The organism is Arcticibacterium sp. (assembly GCF_055134445.1).
This window is the reverse complement of record NZ_JBSRVI010000015.1, coordinates 14,167-33,555: the sequence shown is the minus strand read 5'-3', so window position 1 is coordinate 33,555 and position 19,389 is coordinate 14,167. Positions and strand designations below refer to the sequence as shown.

Here is a 19,389-nt window from a genome sequence, read left to right as displayed (position 1 = left end):
ATTAATCCAATCTTTTTAAGACCATTTCACTAACCGCTTGACCAATGGCCAATGAACTTGTAGCCGCAGGTGATGGTGCATTACAAACATTGATGGCTTGTGCATTTTCAATGATCTTGAAATCATCCAAAAGTCCACCAGTAATATCACATGCCTGAGCTCTTACACCTGCTCCGCCTGGAATTAAATCTTCCGCTTTTAATTCTGGAATTAAAGCTTGGAGTGCCTTTGTAAAAGCAGCTTTTGAAAAAGACCTATAATACTCGCCCATACCGGTTTTCCAATATTTAGCCGCCACTTTTTGAAAACCGGGCCACATGAGTGTTTCCGCCAATTCGGAGAACTTAAAATCTGTTTTTTTATATCCCTCTCTTCTAAACGCCAAAACCGCATTAGGCCCTGCCTCAACCCCACCATTTATCATTCTTGTAAAATGCACACCCAAGAAAGGAAAGTTAGGATCTGGAACTGGGTAAATTAGATGTTTAACTAAATATTGTTTTTCAGGTTTTAACTCATAATACTCGCCTCTGAAAGGAATGATTTTTAAATCAATTTTATCATCTTGAGTCATTTGAGCTACTTTATCAGAATATAGACCTCCGCAGTTTACCACCAATGTTGTGTTATAACTCCCCTTTGTGGTCACCACATTCGAAACTCCATTTAACTGCGAAACAGATGTTACCCTCTCGTTATATCTTATCTCCCCGTCGAGCTGTAGAATTTTCTCGGCATATTTTTCACTAACCTTTTTATAGTCAATAATACCAGTCTGAGGCACTTTAATGCCTTTAATACCGGCAACATGCGGTTCTATCTCACGCATCTCGTCACCACTTAAATAAACCAAGTTTTTCAATCCATTTTCTTGTCCCCTTTGAAAAAGTGTATCCAAAATAGGCAATTGCTCTTCTTTCGTAGCTACTACTATTTTCCCACATAAGTCGTATTCTATTCCTTCTTGCTCACAAAATGCTAACAATTGATTATAACCAGATATACAATTAGTAGCTTTTAAACTTCCTGGTTTATAATATAAGCCAGAGTGAATAACGCCACTATTATTACCAGTTTGATGTTTGGCTGGTGAATCTTCCTTTTCCAAAACCAAAAGCCTTGTATTCGGTTTTTGCGTTTTTATTTTCAAAGCCGTAGCTAAACCCACTATCCCACCACCAATAACCACCACATCGTATCTCATAAATTTCTTCTGATTTTTAGCTTTAAAGACATTTGACCTCAAAATTGACAATAAGTAATAAACTCCTGAAGTTTAAGTACAATATATTTTGGCTGTTCGGCCTGTCAATCTTAAATTTGTGCAAATTTATTTATTGAGCGTAAAGCAATGAAAAAAATCAGCTTTTTATTATTCGTAGCCGCTACTGGCCTTTTAAGTTCTTGTAACTATCAAAAGAACAACCAAATCAAGCAAAAAGACCTTCATGAAGGTGATGAGAGAGTATATGGTGAAAGCCTAGAGGCTCCTGCAAGACAGCTTTCAAAGCAGTATGAAGCAACTCCAGAGGATATTGCTAGAGCTGCAGCTTTAAGAACAAAAATTTACGGTGAATAAAATTCACTTAAAAAGTTTATAACTGAAAATTGCGAACGACATCAAGGAGTTCGCTTTTTTTGATATACCCAATTTACAAATGAATATAGCTATAGTAACAGGATCTGCCGGATTGATTGGCAGTGAGTCCGTTGCCTTTATGTCTGACAAGTTTGACCTAGTTATTGGAATTGACAATAACCTGAGAGCTTACTTTTTTGGTGATGAAGCTTCCACAGAGTGGAACAAAAAAAGAATAGAGGACCAGTACAGCAACTATAAGCACTATCAAGCTGATATTCGTTCTGAAGAAGAAATTGGCAAAATCTTTCAGGAATATGGTAAAGACATAAAACTTATCATTCATACTGCCGCTCAACCCTCTCATGACTGGGCCGCTCGTGAGCCATTTATGGATTTTACCGTGAATGCCAATGGAACATTGGTGATGTTAGAAATGACTCGTCTTCATTGCCCTGAAGCGGTATTTATTTTCACCTCTACAAACAAAGTATACGGAGACAATCCTAACTTCCTTCCTTTGGTAGAGCATGAGACGCGTTGGGAAATAGCTGAAGACCATGCTTATTTCAAGGATGGTATTGATGAGCAAATGAGCATTGACCATACAAAGCACTCATTATTTGGAGCTTCCAAAGTAGCTGCTGATGTATTGGTTCAGGAGTATGGTCGTTATTTTGGAATGAAAACTGGTGTATTTAGAGGAGGTTGCCTAACAGGACCAAATCACTCTGGAGCACAGTTACATGGCTTTTTGGCCTACCTTATGAAATGTGCCATTACAGGCAACCACTACACTATTTTCGGTTACAAAGGAAAGCAAGTTCGTGATAACATTCATTCTTGGGATTTAGTAAACATGTTCTGGCATTTCTACCAAAACCCAAGAAGTGCTGAGGTTTATAACGCTGGTGGAGGTAGATTCTCTAACTGCTCTATGGCAGAAGGTATTACACTTTGTGAGGAAATCACAGGTAACAAAATGAACTACAGCTTATCTGACGACAACAGAAGTGGAGACCATATTTGGTATATTTCTGATTTAAGCAGATTTAAGTCGCACTATCCTACTTGGGATTGGAAATATGACTTAAAAACTACTTTAAGTCAGATGCATGATAATATTTCTAAGAGGGTTTAGTTTGATTAGGAAAAAACACCTTAAACGTAGCATAATACAGGAAAGTGAACCATAATATTTTCACTTTCGTGTATACGCTATTTCTTAATAGGAACTGAAGGCGAATTCTTCTATAGTGATATTTTAGTGTAAAGGGTTTCACACTTGGATCCAATACATGCCCGTGATAATTACCTAATAAATTTGACGGAAGCTTCTCCTTTATCAAAGTTTTAATTTCTACAGGAAGTGGGGCATCTAGTTCGCAACAAGCCAAGTGGATTGAAAAAAGAAATATATTTTGAACATCCCATTTCTTTGATACTTCTAAAATCATCTCCCAATCTATTAATTCAGTATACTTTGCCAAAAGAGAAGCAACATCCATTATGCTCTTGAAGGTAGGATACCTGATGGAAGTATGATGAATGCAAGTTGTGAGCAAAAGACCTTCTGGACCTAATAGGTTTATAAAATCTGTTGATGACAGATTTCCGTAAGTTGTAAGTTGTTTTACTTCTTCGAAAGGAATATTATTTTGGAGCATTCGAGTACCTAAAAACCAGTGCGGCTCCACAAAAAACTTCCTATGACTATGTTCCTTAAATAGAAAGTTGTACTCACAATGATGATATAAATATACCTTCTCAAACGCTTTAGGCACTTTTTTTTCTGGCAGGTATCCCTTTTCTATTAGTATTCTCTTTAGTGCAGCAAAGTCATCTTTTTTAAATAGAAAATCAATGTCACTAAATTCACGCATCCCAAAACTACCGAATGCAGCATTTGACAGAACTAATCCTTTATATGGTATTATTTCAATATTATTACTCTTTAAAAGCTTAATTAAAACATTTAATTCTGTCAGCTGCTGTAAGTTGAAAGCTGTTATCCCCAAGACTTCCATTCTCAACTTTAAAACGACATCGTTGCTAAAATCACCATAATACATAGATAGAGCCTGATAAACTGATGGCCTAACCTGATGAAAGCGAGACAAAAACAAAACCACATCCCAGTCAAGCGTTTCTAGTTCAGTATATAGTCTTTCTTCTTTCCCAAGAAAAAGCTTTAGTAAGTGTATTAGAAAGCCATGCTCTTTCGAATCAAATTTCATTAACAAATTCGTTTAAAATCAAACATTCTTTTTTAAAAAAACTCCATCCATTCTAAAAATGCTTTTTGTCAATATTGCTTCATTTGAAAATTCATTATAAGCGATTAATTTATAGTAAAATATTGCTACAACACTTGTAAAATCAAATTTAGCTGAAAACTCTTGATTATAGCGTTTGCGGCCATCTCGATCCTTCGAGAAAACACGTGACCGCAACTTATTTTAACTTGTCAAGCTAACTATATTTTATTTTCTTTGAAAAAAGTAAACTTAAACCTCTTACAATTTACCAGTCTTAAAAATATTCACATAATAGTTATCTGATTTAAATCTAAACAAATTGCTCAACCTACAAAAGAAGTCTTATGTTCCTTTTATTTCGGACATAACCTTCTCATTTATACTGTTTTGGTGTACTATTATTTAGTAATATAATTATATGTCCGTTCAGAACGCATTAACACTCATTCAAAAACTAAGGAATGAAAGCCCAATCGAAAATATTATTTCATTGGAAGATATTCAAAATATAAGTCCTACTTACAACTTAACTTGTAGCCTTGAAGAACTTCAAAAGGCCTTTAAAATTGATTGGAAAATGCGATGGATAAAGACTCATGAAAGTAGACTGAAAACTTAAGAAAGTTGATGTATTATTTTTTCACTGAAGATATAAACAGGTAATTATTTATAGGGTTTTTATTCAAAAAATCTGATAAAGAAATAATATACTTGCACTCCTCAGGATTTATTTTTTTATAAAACAATTCTGTCAGTGCCCACTTTCTTAAATTAGATGAATACGCCACACAAGTGCTCTCTTTTTTATCTATTATTGAATCGGATGTAAATCCATTATTTTCAAGTAAAAATTGATAATCTTCAATACTCCTTTCTTTATTATCTTCAGAAATAAACCAATTAAGCTGTTTATCAGGAGTTAGAACAATGTCACAAATTATAAGCTGACCATTTTTTTTTAGTACCCTAGCCGCCTCTCTAATAAAATCAGCTCTAGTGTTAAAATGAAACGCTGCTTCTACACAACAAACTACATCAAAATACTCATCAGGAAACTGTAAATTAGTCGCATCCATTTCCATAAACCTTAGATGAGGATACGTTTCTTTGCAGCATTGGATTTGCTTCCCCGAAATATTTATACCTATGGTAGTTGAATTAATAAATTCTTCTTGTAAAAAATCGGTAGTAGCTCCCATACCACAAGCCACATCAAGTATATTCCCTTTAGCCTCATATACATTTTCCGTTAATGTTTTCATCAAGTTTCTGCATGCTTTAGCCTGACTGTTTACATTACCTTCCCATAAACCTACATTATTAAAGTTGCTGTTTTCATAATACATCTGCATTACAGGGCTATTCATAAATCTCTGATAAACCTGTAACATTCGATTGTCTTCTTCAAATAATGTATCCATCTGATTTTTATTGAAAATTAAAGCAAATTGACTTTTAAGCTATTTAACCCTCTCACCCTAAAGTTATCATACCAGTCTAAAACTTGATTCTGCTCAAAAGACAGCATAGGGAATCTCTCGAGCATCACTTCTAACGTTACTTTTGCTTCCATTCTAGAGAGGTATGAGCCAATACAGTATCTAGTGCCATAACCAAATGCCAAATGCGAGTTTGACTCTCTAAGTACATCGAACTCTTCAGCATTCTTAAATACAGATTCATCTCTATTAGCTGCCCCTACAAGTAAAACAAGTTTTTGGCTAGCTTTTATTTTCTGACCAGAAATCTCTGTATCCTCTAAAGCATATCTAACACTAAAAGAATTAGCCGTCTCAAATCGAAGAGTCTCCTCACAGGCTTTTTCAATAAGTGATGGCATCTTTTTTATCAAGGCAAACTGATCTGGGTATTGCTGCAGACAATAAAACAAATTACCAATAAAATAAATGGTAGACTGCACCCCAGCAAGAATAAAAAAAGAAAGGTTGGCTAGTACCTCATCCATGCTTATTCTTCCAAGGCACTTACCTTCAAGTAGAAGTGCAATTAATTTATTTGCATCACCTCCGGCTTGCTCTTTAGTTTCCTTTCTAAAAAACTCCATAAAATTTATAAGAGAAGAAACACCTTCTTCTTTTTCTCTTTTAGTAATATCAAGAAAAAAGAGCATGCTTAGTTTTAAAGAGTGTTCCTGAATCCAATCACTATATTCATAACCAACCCCTAAAAGATCCAGAAAAACCCTAGAAGTTAATGGTATACTAATATCTTTAATAATATCTATTTGAGATTTACCTTCAATATTATTTAATATATCATCAAGTTTCTTTCGCACCCCCTCTTCAGATAATTTCAATTTCCCTGAAAGAAATGGGGGTGAAAATGCCTTTTTTATACGACTATGATCCTCTGCATTTCTATTAGAGATCCAAAGACTTTGACTTTCAAGTGTCTTATTCTTAAGTGACAGATAACCTTCAAATCCAATGGCATTGTCTGCGATTTCGCTCCATGTGGGATTAAGAGATTTAACACCTTCAACAGGTACAGGAAACCCGAACAATGACGAATCCCCTAAAACATTTTTCACATCCGTATATTTTGTAAGAAACCATGCATTATACCTCTCTGAATAATAAGCTGGCGAGCAATTTCTTAGCGTTCTATAAACAGGATATGGGTCAGAAATAAAACCAGCATCCTTAGTGTCAAGAAAAAAAGGGTCAAGATTCATTTGAATGTTTATTTATCTTTTGTAAAGCATAAAGAATAGTAATAGTGGTAAAAACTTTATTTTGGTCAGCAACATGCCAATTATTCTCACTCGCATCTGGACTAATCGTCCCAGGCATGGGTACTTGAAGGTTCGCATAAGAACCCCAGCTCCCATCTTCAAGTTGACTGCTTAGTAGATATTCCAATCCTAAAGTGATGTTGGCCTCATCTAAACTCATTTTCCCCGAAAACAGTAGTATACGTAACAAAAGAGAAATTTTGAATGGAGAGGGCTGAGAAGAATCCAGTTCATTTACCATTCTCCCTCTGGCCCAGGAAACTGACCTTGCGATTTCCTCTGCGTTATTTCCTTTATTTAAGGCCATAGCTTCAGTAGCAAGTGCAGTGGCATATTCATCTGTTGACCACCAATAGGACTTAATCGAACCATCTTCATTTTGGTTATTTAGAATAGCTTTTAATGCTTTTTTGTCCCCAGCTAAGGCATAAGCGGCAGTAACACATAAATGCAGGCTCTGCCAGCCATTAAAAGATGCTTTTTCACCAAGCTTAGTAACCTTCCGAATCTTGTCTTTTTCAAGATAAGTTGTTACCCCATTGTCATCCAAAAAGTATAATTTTAGAATGTCTTGAAGCTTCAAATTATCTACCTCAGATATACGGATTGAAAAGAGGTAAGCCCAAATGGTACTATCCGCGTCACCAGGGGTCATCACATTATATCCAAACCCAAAACCTAGTCTACACCTTTTTCTTAAAACCGACCAAGCTCGTTTAAGACTCTCTTTTACGCCCACTTTTTCAAAAAACGAAAGATGATATCCTACATATGCCGTTACCCATTCGTCACTTTTTCCTGGGGGCAAGGCGAAATCAATCCAAAAACCAGTCTGCAATTGTGAATCAAGCACAAAATTCACCCCTTTTTCTGTAGCAATTTCTATATTTTCGGCTTTTGAAAATATTGCCCTTTTGTTTTTGTCATTTTTTAAATTAAGCCATAGATTACCATAACCTAAATATGCTTTTAATTCAGGCTTCCCAGAGGGCTTAATACTTAACTTTAGATGAGACACTTCTCTTTTCATATAAGTAAACTCATCCTCGGGCCTTTTTAATGTTTCCAACCAAAGCTGTTCAGGCCAAATTGTTAATGAGCTTGGAAATATTTCCTTTTCCCAATCTAAAACGGCTTTGGCTTTTTCTGCTAAGCAAATCGCTTTTTTAACACACTCGTCGAGGAAGAAGCTCCATCGAGTGTCCTTATTAGGTTGGTCATCCCAAAAACACTCAAAGCCAATCTTTTTTTGAACAGACGCTCCTAGATCAAGACACAGCCTTACTCTATCAGAAACGCTGTAAATAAATTCTACCCAGCCTTCAATATTCTCTGTGTCATACCTATAGCCTACTGCCCTGAGAAAAGGAATAACTTGATCAGCATACATATTTTTTATATTAATACGTATCACATCAGTTTCTCTTGAAAACTGAATGCCTGCAAAAAAGATATAAGCATTCTCTGGACAACAGCTAATACAAGTATTTAAAATTGGGTAAAAAGGACGGCTCTCTCCTAATGTTTCTTGGAGGACTTTATACAGGAACACATTATTATCATTTTTCGATTTTTTAGCCAAGGAAAAAAATATGAGTGGAATTCTTCTCTCACCGGTTCGAATATCCATCTCAAAAAATATTTCTTCTATATTCTTATGGTATCCATCTGAATGGTCTAACCACTTGCGGAAAAACTCAAAAAACGAAAACCATTCGGCATTGTCTGAAATATTCCGAAAATCCAACCATTCTGATAGGATATCAGTATTATCTCTTCCGCTAATCAGACACTGTTGTAAGTCTACTTGAGCCTCTTCATTCATTCTGCATTCCAATCCTATACGAAGTATTGGAGGAAAGAAACGAGCTCTATCTTGTAAAAGCCTTAACTGCTTTTTACCTACTAAAGAAACAGGTAATCCGGACCAAAAAGAATCAAGATAATCAGAAAGTGAATTGTCCTTAGCTACCCTGTTCATCTGCTATTCCATTCTAAGAATAGATTCATATAAAACATGTATTTCTTCCAAATTGTTTGAGGCCTGTACTTCATAAGCATCAACCTCATTTAAAAACTTTATACTTTCTCCAAAATAATATCTTCTATAATCTTTTGATACTAGTTCAGGAATCATGATTTCCTGAATTAATATTTTCAAGCTTTCCATTATTTCAGAAGACTTAATCACCGTTTCTACTCCTCGTTCTTTTAGAAAATAAACACCCCTAACCTTTAGTGGAATACGCTCCGAGGAATTTACATCATTATGATAATATGATTTAAATGTACCAACAGGAGTAGTCAGCGATTCAATCTCGGGCTCCGGAAGATATAAAGGTTCTATATGAGATGCGGGAAGTGACAAACCTTCTATTGTTTCATTTTTTACCTTAATTATTGATTCACCGGGAAAAGCAAAAAACTGCCCCTCCTTTTGCTCAAGAATACAATAATCATCACACCAAATTGGATAGCCCATTGAGCCGAAGTAAGCCGCAGTGGTAGACTTTCCAGCTCCTTTAGAGCCGACAAATAGAATTACTTCTGACGCGATTTGAATAGCACTGGCGTGCAAAGCATATATTTCATTAATCTGAAACCATAATTTCAAAACAGCTCCCTTTGATATGCCGTCAATTGTTTCTTGCGATACTGACTTTTTCTGCGAGTAAAACACCAAATCACTTTTAGCTTTCAGAATAAATGAAAGCCATACATCATCGTAGAAACAATATTCAATCAAATACCTACTCTGGTTTTCTGTACATTGAGATATACGCTCATGCCAACCTAAGTACTCCTGTGACTTATTGACAAACGCAAAAGAGTTCTTTTCTACAAGACTAGAAAAGTCTCCCAGAGATAACAATTTTAACCTAAACAACGAGCTATAATCAATTAAAAATAAATCATGAAGTATAAGCCGCAGCTCCTGCACCATCGTTAACACTGCCACCACCGATAGTTTGAGTAACATCTGCCAACTTCCCAAAATCTTTTAATTCAGGTGATACGTATTCCTTTTTTTTTATTGAATCTGACTTTCTCATAATGTAGTATTAATAAAACAACCATAACCTACTAGCCGAAAACAGCTAGTCATGTAAAGTTAGTTTTTTTTTCCATGCTAAAACATGTATAACATATATTATTATACGATGATCATTTAATTGAATCTTATTAGGGTTTTGAATTAAACTAAGTAAAACTGTAGTATCAATTTTGTCCTTTAAAAACTCATTCTCTTCCTTAATTACACTTTCCAATTCATTTAAAACCCCACTTGATACTAGGTTATTAAAATGAGGTCCCCCGAATAAATGTGTTTTTGGTCTTCTTACCACTTCTATAGGTAAAAAGGATTGCATACTTAGCCTTAACAAATATTTATTATGAAGTAAGTGCGGCGGAATGGCCCATAAAAACTCTTGAAGTTCCAATGAGAAAAAAGGATGACGAACTTTCACTCTATTTTCGCTAAAACCCTGATGACCATGCTCAAGAATAGATTGCCAAAAGCTATTGGTAAACAAAGCAAATACCTTAGATTTTGAAGATACACCATTCTTCTTTTGTAACTCTAGGTAGTCATTTTTTATAAATGCAGGATTGAACCAAGTAGGTAAAAGATTAGGATTTGTCGACCCCCCCATAATCAATCTCTTAATTACCCTTTTTATGCCAATAGAAGGCAGTTTACCATGAGCTTTAAAAAAGTCCAAACCATCCAAGAAAAACTGAATAAAGTGTCTCGACCTGAGCATTTTGAACCAATGCTGTCCGTCATAATCAAAAAGAACATCTGCCCCAAAACCTGTCAACAACACGTTTAAAGAGGAATTTGAAGCATCCTTAACCATTGCCCTTTCTGGGACAGCATTTGGCACTCCCGCTGGCTCGGGTATCCAGTCTTCTAATGTAAGTGTTAATTTTTTTAAAAATTCTTCAGCAGTAAATTGTTTTAGCTCAATATCCAGATGGCTTGCAATCATATTAGCATAATACCCTTCACTTTCTTTAACAAGGTTTTTATATGTCAGATTATACGCCTGTAGTTCATAATCCTGAAGATAACCCTTTGCAAGTACATGTTTAGCCATTGCCGTTACTGACGAACTATCCATTCCACCACTAAGTTGTGAAGCAACCCTATTGTTTCTTAAACGTTCCGATACCGATTTCTCAAAAAGTCGAGTAAAATGTGTTATATAATCTTCAGTCTTTTTATACCTTATTAACTTTTCTGGCAGCTCGGGAGTCCAGTACCTTTTGGTTATAAGTTTTCCATTTTCAAATACTAATATGTGTGCCGGTGGCAGTTTGAATATTTTCTTATAAATGGTTTGACTAAAGCTACCATCATTACCTGTAATGAAGTAACTTTTAAGTACCTCTTCATTTATTTCAGTCATAAGGCCAGGCACCTTTCTAAGAGAAATATAATAATTGGAAAAATAAACGCCTTCCTCTGTTTCGGCATAATAAAAAGGAATAAGCCCAAAATGATCTCTTGCACAGAAAAGAGAGTTTTCTGCTTCATTCCAGATAGCAAATGAATAGTCGCCACTTATACGATTAACACATTCCTTTCCCCAAAACATATAGGCATATAAAAGGATGTGAGAGTCTGGGTCTAATTTATTAAGTTCCGGAAACCTTCTATTTAAATCGGTAATTAGCTCTTCCCTATTATCTAGGCGAACGTCTCCAATAATTCTTAAGTTCTGATCTTGGGTATAAGGTAGTTCTTCTTTTTTTGTATCATCAAGAACCTTAAATAAGCCAAAACGAAGTTCAATCTTAAGACTTTTCCAACAACCACTAAAATCACTACAGGTCTTAATTATTTCCTGATGACAATAATCTAGAGTCTTTGAATGGTAATCCATAATTACCGGTGCAACAAATCCAATATATCCACTCATTTGATTAAAGCTGACGTTATATCCCCAACTAATACTTTGTATTGTTCAATTACAAATGGGTGATCATTCACAACTTCACCACCCTTTTCTAGCCACGCATGAGCAAACAAGTTCCCTTCTTTTATATAGGTACCAATAACAAGGTCTGTACTAATCGCTCTACGTTGAAGCACGAATTGCAAAGCAAGTGACTGAGAAAGGCACTTACCCTTCAAAAAGCCACTTTCTTTAATTTGATTAAATACCGTAATTGAACGGTCCAAATGAGCTACTTTATTAATAGTATCAGCATTTACTTTTTTTGAAAAAAAATGCAATACTTTAGAAGTTCTCTTTAGCCCAATAAAGCGTAGACCGGCTTCAATTAACAAAGTAAGACCATGACATTTAATAAGTCGCCAACTGTGACCTTTTAAGGTTGTTTCAAATACTTCAAAGTCTTTTTTCTTTCCCATTAAGAAATAGAAATCAACCCTGCATCAGAAAGTTTCTTAATAAAAGTAAACATATCAGATTTCAGAACTTCTGGCGTCACATCAAACTCCTCGATGGCTAAATTGTAAACGTATTCTACATCCTCATATTTAGAAAACATTTGCCATAGATACTTCCCAACTACATTAAGACCATAGTAATGTTCTGTTGGCATATTAAGAATAACAGATTCATTGACTAAATCCTGTACAAGTACGTCCTCTGAAATCCTGATCTTATTAGGAAGCTTATTCATTTTTAAATTAATTATAGTATAAAAGAACCTTTTGAAAAATAAAAGATATATAAAAAACAATGTTCCGCATTAAATGTTGTAGTTCAAAAACAACCTCATCGTTTTAAAGTATAAAATAACTTAGCTCTTACCCTAAAGAGGCATAAAGCAAGCTAAGTTTTGTGATGTTTTAAGATATTATACCTCACTTCAAACTGTAACATCCACTTGATAAAGCCTGTGATATTATTTACAATAAAACTCTACCACTTATTGAAAGCAAATAGTTAGAATCACTTCAAAAGACTACTCCTTCCGCCCACAAAGGCAGCCAAACACAGCATTAAAACCACAAACATAAAGCCTACAGAAAGGCTCCATTGCTCAGATATAACTCCAATCATAGAAGGGCCCGCTAGAAAACCAATTAAGCCCCCAGAAGTTATCATACTAAAACCTTGAACCTCGCTTACGTCTGGAATATTAGAGGCCGCACCAAATAATACGGGCACAATACAGCAGCAACCCACTCCTGTAAACACAAAACCACTAATGACAAAGATTGGTGACACGCTTAGACTTACTACTAAAAAACCTATTGCGGCCAGTAAGGTGCCGATGACAATAACTTTCTTCTCGCCAACCCTTGGGATAATAATATCACCATTTAATCTACCCAAGGTCATGGCCATGAAAAAACCGCCATAACCCAAACTAATAAGAGACAGCGGTGACAACAAATCTCTTTTAAGGTAAATAGAGCTCCAATCCACCACCGAACCTTCCGACATGAAAACCACCAAACAAATAAAAGACAAACCAATGATGCTTTTGTTTGGCATCCTAAAGCCCGATCCCGAGTGAATGTAATAATCGTGCAGATTATATTCTTTCTTTAAAAGAGCAATACCTGTACAAATAAAACCTAAAACGAAAAGTATTTGTGTGCTGCTGGTAAATTTAAAACCGAACATAAAAGCCGCAAAAGCAGCCCCCACCACTCCTCCAACACTATAAATACCATGACAAGTACTTAGAAACCGTTTTTGATATTTTTTTTCAAACCTCACGGCCACTGCGTTAACCGCCACACCATTCAGAAAACCTATACCTCCCCTAAAAAATAATGCAATGCCGAAAACCACTGCATTTTGGGCATAAACCTCCACACAGAATAATAAGGCCTGAACAATATTCCCAATGCCCATCCAGTGCCCCACTTTAATATTTCCGAAAACTAAAGTGCTTAAAAAAACCGCAGTAATAGAGCCCGCTGGAGCCATTAAAAGTATTAATCCCAAATCGCCATCGCTTAAGCCCATTCGTTCCTTCATAAAAGGCAAGGCTGCCGCCCATACTCCAATCATTAAACTAGAGGTAGAAAAAAGAAAACCCAATGAAGCTACGGGCTTGATCTTAAAAAACTGAATGGTATTCCTAAGGAGCATTATGCTTAAATATTTCGCAAATGTATCATAAAAATACCACTTGAAAACCACATGTGTTTTCTAATCTTGTAAGACGGCTAATAGACAAGTTGCCAAAGCAATAGACTTGCAAAAACTAGAAGGCCAATCAATAAGATAACCTTCGTAAAGGTCTTGTTTACCAGATCTCCCATTCTCACTTTATCATTATTTATAAGCAATAAGGTTAAACTAATTCCCACTACAAAAACCGAAGAAATCAAGGTATAATTGATGACATTCTTAATGGTATTTTGAAGAAAGGTAAGCACCAAAGGTGCTATGGAAATAAAAAGCAGAAATGCTCTATACGCCTTTGATTTATCTATGGAGGCTTCCTGCACAATTTCCCTTTTGGTTATACCTTTATAGAAATCTACAAAAAGATAAGGCACACCGCTCCAAACCGTAATTACCGAAGAGAACGCAACACCCCAAAAGCATATTTTAAACAGGAGTTGACCCGTATTTCCTAAAACGCTTCCTATAACTTCTCCCAAGGCAAATATCATTTCAGAACCACTTGACTCATAGGTTTCCAGTTTTAGTCTACTAGAAATTACCATTACAGCGAAAATGAAAATGGCCGTTATGAAATATGAAAATTTGAGGTCAAATCGGACATTGGTAATGTGTTCTTTGCCGATCCATTTCTTCTCCTGCAGCCAATAAGTGTAGCTTAGCATTGTCACGCTTCCGCCTACACCGCCTATAATACTCATAATTAAGGTAGGAACATCATAGACACTTCCGTTAGAAGGAACAACATCCGTTTTAAAAAACAACAAGATAGCGGTCGGAATTAAAATCACAAAGAGTAACAAAATAAGAACCTTTGTAAGATTCTCAACAGACTGATACCTTCCAAAATATATCATTAAAAATGCTAGCAATGAATGGACTATAGCCCAATGATTCTTGCCAAGAAATGGCAAAAAAGAATGAGCCGCTACTCCGCTGGCGGATAAAAGTGCTGCACCTACCATAAAGGACCAAACCACAAAAAACAACATAAAAAACAGCCTTAATCCAAGCGGTATTTTCTCGTTCCAAAAATGGATCACGGATTTCCTGCTAGCCAACTGATGCCTAGCTATTCCTTCTGTAATAACATACTTCAATATGGCCGTTAAAAGCACCGCAAAAACAAACACCCATTTAAAATCTATCCCTATCTGAATACCAAGTATCATATCTCCCGCTCCTATACCTGCAGCAGCAACCAATAAACCTGGGCCAAGTTTTTTCAGCATGTCTTACCTATTATTTGGGCTAAAAATAGAAAGTTGAATTCATTCTTGTGGCATTTATTTCGTTATAATCAAAAGCCGATTACTTTTACATATCAAGCCTATAATTATGAAAAAAGAACTAAAACAGCTTAAAATTCTAGTAACCAGAGATATTCCAGAAATTGGGTTAGACTTATTGCGTAAAAAAGGGTGCGAGCTAAAAATACAATCCTCCGAAAATCCATTCACATCTGAAGAGTTACTTCAAGCTACGAAATGGGCAGATGTACTCTTATGTAGTAGTAAAGAAAAAATAACCGAAGCGTTTCTACTAGGAAACCCTCAACTTATCATGATTTCTCAATACTCAGCAGGTTATGATAATGTGGATGTGGCGGCATGTACTAAAAGAAAATTGCCAGTAGGACATACCCCTCAAGCTATGAACACGGCCACTTCTGATGTTGCTTTCGGTTTAATGATAGCCACGGCCAGAAACTTCTTTCAAATGCATAAAAAACTAGTGGAAGGCACTACAGAAGGTTTCAAACCGAGAGCTAATTTAGGACAAGAGCTTCAAGGTAAAACCTTAGGTGTTTTTGGGCTCGGAAGCATTGGTTTTGAGATGGCAAAAAAATGTAAAGGGGCATATAATATGAATATTATATACTGCAATAGGTCTGAAAATCTAATTGCCAATAAAGAATTAAATGCTAAAAAAGTAAGCTTTGAAGAACTTTTGGCTACCTCGGACGTCATTTCTGTGCACAGCAACCTTTCCTCAGAAACATATCAAAAATTCAATAAAAAGGCTTTTGCTGCGATGAAACAAACATCCATTTTTATAAATACATCTAGAGGCCCAGTACATGATGAAGTGGCACTTACAGAAGCATTAAAAAAAGGTATTGTTTGGGGAGCTGGTCTAGATGTAACAGATCCAGAACCCATGCAAACAGGTAACCCACTTTTAAACATGAAGAATGTATGTGTGCTACCACACATAGGCTCTGCCACATTAGAAGCCAGAGACGAAATGTCAAGACTCTCTGCGGAAAATATCATCCAATATTTTGAAAAAGGTGAAATGATTCACTGTATAAATCCCGAAGTATTGTAATTAACCTTTGAAACGTTTTTTCAGAAAAATAATCTATAGCTCGATCGGCATTGAAAAAAATACAACTCTATAATCTTTTACTAGTTGTGGTTACTTCTTCTTGCTTGCAGCTAGAAGAGCCTATAGTACCTAGCGTTTTAACTGATTTTGACAAAGAAACCATTAGCTATTTTAAAGAAATTGCTCTCGGCTTCGAGTTTGGAAACAATTCCGAAATTACCAGGAGATGGGAAACAGATATGAAAATCTTTGTGGGAGGAGAAAAAAGACCAATGTTAATTGCCGAACTAATAAAAGTAATGGCAGAGATTAACGAGCTGGCTACTACCTCTTTTTCAATATCAACCGTGAGTGACTCCTCCAAGTGTAATTTCTACCTCTTTTTAGGTACTGGAAAAGACTATGGCAAACTTTTCCCTAGCTCTCAAACCTATATTGACTCAAACCTTGGACTTTTCAGCATTAACTGGAACAACCAAAGTAACATCGATAATGGCCGAATGTATGTCGACATTTATAGAGCAAACGAACAAGCACAAAAACATCTTTTAAGAGAAGAATTAACGCAGTCCTTGGGTTTAGGGAAAGATTCCTTTAAATACCCTGAAAGTATATTCCAGCAGAACTGGACCACCACCACTTCTTATGCCGCCATTGATAAAGAACTGATAAGACTACTCTATCACCCAGAAGTTACCTCTGGAATGGACGCCACAGAAGTTACAGAAGTACTAACTACTATTCTCACGCAAGACCTTTGACGTATAATGATACTTATATAGAGCAGTATAAGTCTCTCTATATTTACTACTCGTCGATATTCCGTTCCTCATTTACAGGGTAATAGTTAGAATAAGTAGAATAAGACTATAAATTTGTCTTCAATCCAGAGAAAGGTCTTAAGACCTCCAAAGACTAACCTTATTAAAATGCTCAGAAAATATACTCTATTGAAAACCTGTGTTCTCCTGCTCATATGCCTTAGTGGCTTTAGTCAACAAGGTAAAATCTCTGGAAAAATAATTGATTCAGAAACCGACGCCGTACTTAGTTTTTCAAGTTTAAGGGTTTTCGCTGCCAAAGACAGCAGTCTTATAGATGGTAATATTTCTAATGAAGAAGGAAAATTTAATTTCAATTTACCCTTCGGGCAATACTACATCAATGTGGAATTTATGGGTTACCAAAGCCTAAATTCCCCAGCAATTACTTTAAACTCGAGCAATAAAAACATTGATTTAGGGGCATTAAAACTTCTTTCTTCTACCAATAGCCTTGACGAAGTTACGGTCAGAGCAGAAAAAAGCAGCATGGAGCTTTCGTTGGATAAAAGAGTCTTCAATGTTGGAAAAGATTTGGCAAATGCCGGGGGTTCTGCCGCAGAGGTCTTAATAAATATCCCATCTGTAAATGTAGGGGTAGACGGAACGGTAAGTTTAAGAGGTAGCTCCAACGTCAGAATTTTGATTGACGGAAAGCCTTCTGGATTAGTTACTTTTAAAGGAGGAGCAGGTCTTAGACAGTTACAAGCGAGCATGGTGGATCGTGTAGAAATAATCACCAATCCTTCTGCAAGATATGAGGCCGAGGGTATGACCGGAATTATAAATATCATTCTCAAAAAAGACAGGAAACAAGGCTTTAACGGCTCTTTTGAAGTAAGCACAGGCTTGCCAACCACTTATGGTGTGGCGGCCAATATTAACTATAGAAAAGATAAGCTAAACTTCTTTGTCAATTATGGCCTATCCTATAACGTATCGCCCAATGTTTCCAGTCTTTACCAAGAAGTTTTCAATGAAGGCTCCACCAAAATCTTAAAACAAGAGTCTGAAGGGGAAGTCACTGGTTTCAATACCAATGTTAGAGCGGGTTTAGATTATTTCTTCAGCGAAAAAAGTATCCTTACAGCTTCTTACTTATTGAGCCGAGCTAATGGTGGCAGACACACAGAAAATACCTATCAAGATTTTATAAATACCCTGAACAATCCAATTGCGAATAGCCTTAGAATACAAGAAGAGGATGAAATAGAACCAATAGGAGAAACCGTTATCAGTTATAAAAGACTTTTTGAAAAGAAAGGGCACGAATTAACCAGCTCGTTTAGGTATTTAGACCACTCTGAAACCTCAGACCAACTATTTACGCAAACAGGAAATTTAGCAAATGGAGCTATAGATCCTAGCAATACTTTTGTACAAAAATCTCTAAACGACGAATTCGAAAAACAATTCCTTTATCAATTAGACTATGTGCAACCCATCAGTAAGGAAGGGAAGTTTGAAGTTGGAGCCAGAAGTAATTTCCGTAAAATGGTTAATGACTATTTTGTAAATACCACCAGCGGTTCACCAGAAAATGCTGCCATTCCCGAACTTGACAATTTATTTAGGTATAATGAGCAAATTCATGCCGCCTACGCCATTGTTGGCAATAAGCAAAACAAAATTTCATATCAGCTAGGTGTCCGCTCTGAGTGGACAAATATTGCTACCATTCTAGAAAAAACAAACGAAAGAAATCCACGTAAGTATGTCAACCTTTTTCCAAGTGCTCATATCACTTTTGACTTACCTAAGGAGCATGCCATTCAATTAAGCTATAGTAGAAGAATCAGAAGGCCAGAATACAATGACTTAAGTCCATTTTATACGGTATCTGACAGTAGAAACTTTTTTAGTGGAAATCCAGACTTAAACCCAGAATATTCTGATGTTTATGAAATTGGTCATGTGAAGTACTTTGACAAAGGGTCCTTTACATCCTCTATCTACTTTCGTCAAACTGATGATGTCATTGAAAGAATAAGAACCGTTAGCTCAGATGGCCTGGCCACTACTTTTCCTGAAAACCTAAATTCTGCTCAAGCTTATGGCGTAGAGTTCACCTCCACTTTTGAGCCTGCTAAATGGTGGAAATTAGATCTCAATGTTAATGCATTTCATGGAGAAACAGATGGAACGAATATTAGTGAAACCTATTTAACAGAAACCAATTCTTGGTTTGCTCGCCAGACCTCAAGGTTTACATTAAGTCACGATATCAAGCTACAGTTTAGAGCCAATTATAATGCTCCGCAACGGGGTGCACAAAACCTTAGCAAGTCAATTTATTTCTTTGACCTATCTGCAAGTAAAGGGCTTTTTGAAAACAAAGGAACTTTGAGTCTTAGTATTTTAGATCTCCTAAATTCCAGAATTAGCCGTTACGAAGGCTTTGGCTCTAATTTTATGACGGATGGCAGAAGTCAGTATAGAAGACGCTCTGCTGTTTTGACATTTAATTATAGGCTAGAGAACTAATTCATTGCCTATTATACCTTTATACGGTTAAAAGAGA

General features: G+C 36.0%; 18 protein-coding genes. 6 read left to right on the top strand and 12 right to left on the bottom strand.

Annotation, left to right across the window (positions count from 1 at the left end; translation table 11 throughout):
• Window position 1: 1 nt before the first annotated feature.
• Complete coding sequence (gene lhgO / locus ACTBZY_RS01670; RefSeq protein ID WP_463044586.1) at window positions 2-1,204, bottom strand: L-2-hydroxyglutarate oxidase; 1,203 nt, start codon at window positions 1,202-1,204, stop codon at window positions 2-4.
• A 147-nt stretch (window positions 1,205-1,351) separates the two neighbouring features.
• On the opposite strand from lhgO, the gene ACTBZY_RS01665 reads away from it, so the two are divergent.
• Window positions 1,352-1,579, top strand: coding sequence for a hypothetical protein (locus ACTBZY_RS01665; RefSeq protein ID WP_463044585.1), 228 nt, complete (start codon window positions 1,352-1,354; stop codon window positions 1,577-1,579).
• A 79-nt stretch (window positions 1,580-1,658) separates the two neighbouring features.
• Entirely contained in the window at window positions 1,659-2,720 is a 1,062-nt protein-coding gene (locus ACTBZY_RS01660) for an NAD-dependent epimerase/dehydratase family protein (RefSeq protein ID WP_463044584.1), read from the top strand.
• On the opposite strand, the gene ACTBZY_RS01655 is transcribed toward ACTBZY_RS01660, so the two are convergent.
• Entirely contained in the window at window positions 2,707-3,816 is a 1,110-nt protein-coding gene (locus tag ACTBZY_RS01655; protein ID WP_463044583.1) for a nucleotidyltransferase domain-containing protein, read from the bottom strand. The genes ACTBZY_RS01660 and ACTBZY_RS01655 overlap by 14 nt on opposite strands.
• Before the next feature lie 439 nt (window positions 3,817-4,255).
• Between ACTBZY_RS01655 and ACTBZY_RS01650 the strand changes: the two genes are divergently transcribed.
• Complete coding sequence (locus ACTBZY_RS01650) at window positions 4,256-4,456, top strand: hypothetical protein (protein WP_463044582.1); 201 nt, start codon at window positions 4,256-4,258, stop codon at window positions 4,454-4,456.
• Window positions 4,457-4,469: 13 nt separating this feature from the next.
• On the opposite strand, the gene ACTBZY_RS01645 is transcribed toward ACTBZY_RS01650, so the two are convergent.
• From ACTBZY_RS01645 to ACTBZY_RS01600, 10 genes are all read right to left on the bottom strand, one after another.
• Window positions 4,470-5,258: a class I SAM-dependent methyltransferase gene (locus ACTBZY_RS01645; protein WP_463044581.1), complete on the bottom strand. Its 789-nt coding sequence runs from the start codon at window positions 5,256-5,258 to the stop codon at window positions 4,470-4,472.
• Between the two features lie 17 nt (window positions 5,259-5,275).
• Window positions 5,276-6,532 (bottom strand): cytochrome P450, encoded by a 1,257-nt coding sequence (locus ACTBZY_RS01640; protein WP_463044580.1) that lies wholly within the window; start codon window positions 6,530-6,532, stop codon window positions 5,276-5,278.
• The gene (locus tag ACTBZY_RS01635; RefSeq protein ID WP_463044579.1) at window positions 6,522-8,573 is read right to left on the bottom strand and encodes a prenyltransferase/squalene oxidase repeat-containing protein; all 2,052 of its coding nucleotides are present in this window, start codon (window positions 8,571-8,573) and stop codon (window positions 6,522-6,524) included. Before ACTBZY_RS01635 ends, ACTBZY_RS01640 begins: the two co-directional genes overlap by 11 nt.
• 3 nt (window positions 8,574-8,576) lie before the next feature.
• Window positions 8,577-9,479, bottom strand: a complete 903-nt coding sequence (locus tag ACTBZY_RS01630) for a hypothetical protein (protein ID WP_463044578.1) — start codon at window positions 9,477-9,479, stop codon at window positions 8,577-8,579.
• A 25-nt stretch (window positions 9,480-9,504) separates the two neighbouring features.
• Window positions 9,505-9,645, bottom strand: a complete 141-nt coding sequence (locus ACTBZY_RS01625; protein ID WP_463044577.1) for a hypothetical protein — start codon at window positions 9,643-9,645, stop codon at window positions 9,505-9,507.
• 45 nt (window positions 9,646-9,690) lie between these two features.
• The gene (locus ACTBZY_RS01620; RefSeq protein ID WP_463044576.1) at window positions 9,691-11,520 is read right to left on the bottom strand and encodes an asparagine synthetase B family protein; all 1,830 of its coding nucleotides are present in this window, start codon (window positions 11,518-11,520) and stop codon (window positions 9,691-9,693) included.
• A complete protein-coding gene (locus ACTBZY_RS01615; protein ID WP_463044575.1) occupies window positions 11,517-11,975 on the bottom strand; it encodes a lasso peptide biosynthesis B2 protein in 459 nt (152 codons plus the stop codon). Before ACTBZY_RS01615 ends, ACTBZY_RS01620 begins: the two co-directional genes overlap by 4 nt.
• Window positions 11,975-12,250 carry a PqqD family protein gene (locus ACTBZY_RS01610; protein ID WP_463044574.1) on the bottom strand — a complete coding sequence of 92 codons (276 nt, stop codon included), beginning with the start codon at window positions 12,248-12,250 and terminating at the stop codon, window positions 11,975-11,977. Before ACTBZY_RS01610 ends, ACTBZY_RS01615 begins: the two co-directional genes overlap by 1 nt.
• Window positions 12,251-12,522: 272 nt before the next feature.
• A complete protein-coding gene (locus tag ACTBZY_RS01605; RefSeq protein WP_463044573.1) occupies window positions 12,523-13,677 on the bottom strand; it encodes an MFS transporter in 1,155 nt (384 codons plus the stop codon).
• A gap of 77 nt (window positions 13,678-13,754) precedes the next feature.
• Window positions 13,755-14,948: an Nramp family divalent metal transporter gene (locus ACTBZY_RS01600; RefSeq protein WP_463044572.1), complete on the bottom strand. Its 1,194-nt coding sequence runs from the start codon at window positions 14,946-14,948 to the stop codon at window positions 13,755-13,757.
• Window positions 14,949-15,054: 106 nt separating this feature from the next.
• Between ACTBZY_RS01600 and ACTBZY_RS01595 the strand changes: the two genes are divergently transcribed.
• The 3 genes from ACTBZY_RS01595 (at window position 15,055) to ACTBZY_RS01585 (ending at window position 19,352) form a co-directional block, all read left to right on the top strand.
• Complete coding sequence (locus ACTBZY_RS01595; RefSeq protein ID WP_463044571.1) at window positions 15,055-16,047, top strand: 2-hydroxyacid dehydrogenase; 993 nt, start codon at window positions 15,055-15,057, stop codon at window positions 16,045-16,047.
• 50 nt (window positions 16,048-16,097) lie between these two features.
• Window positions 16,098-16,808: a DUF2927 domain-containing protein gene (locus tag ACTBZY_RS01590; protein WP_463044570.1), complete on the top strand. Its 711-nt coding sequence runs from the start codon at window positions 16,098-16,100 to the stop codon at window positions 16,806-16,808.
• 168 nt (window positions 16,809-16,976) lie between these two features.
• Window positions 16,977-19,352 carry a TonB-dependent receptor gene (locus ACTBZY_RS01585; RefSeq protein ID WP_463044569.1) on the top strand — a complete coding sequence of 792 codons (2,376 nt, stop codon included), beginning with the start codon at window positions 16,977-16,979 and terminating at the stop codon, window positions 19,350-19,352.
• Window positions 19,353-19,389 lie beyond the last annotated feature (37 nt).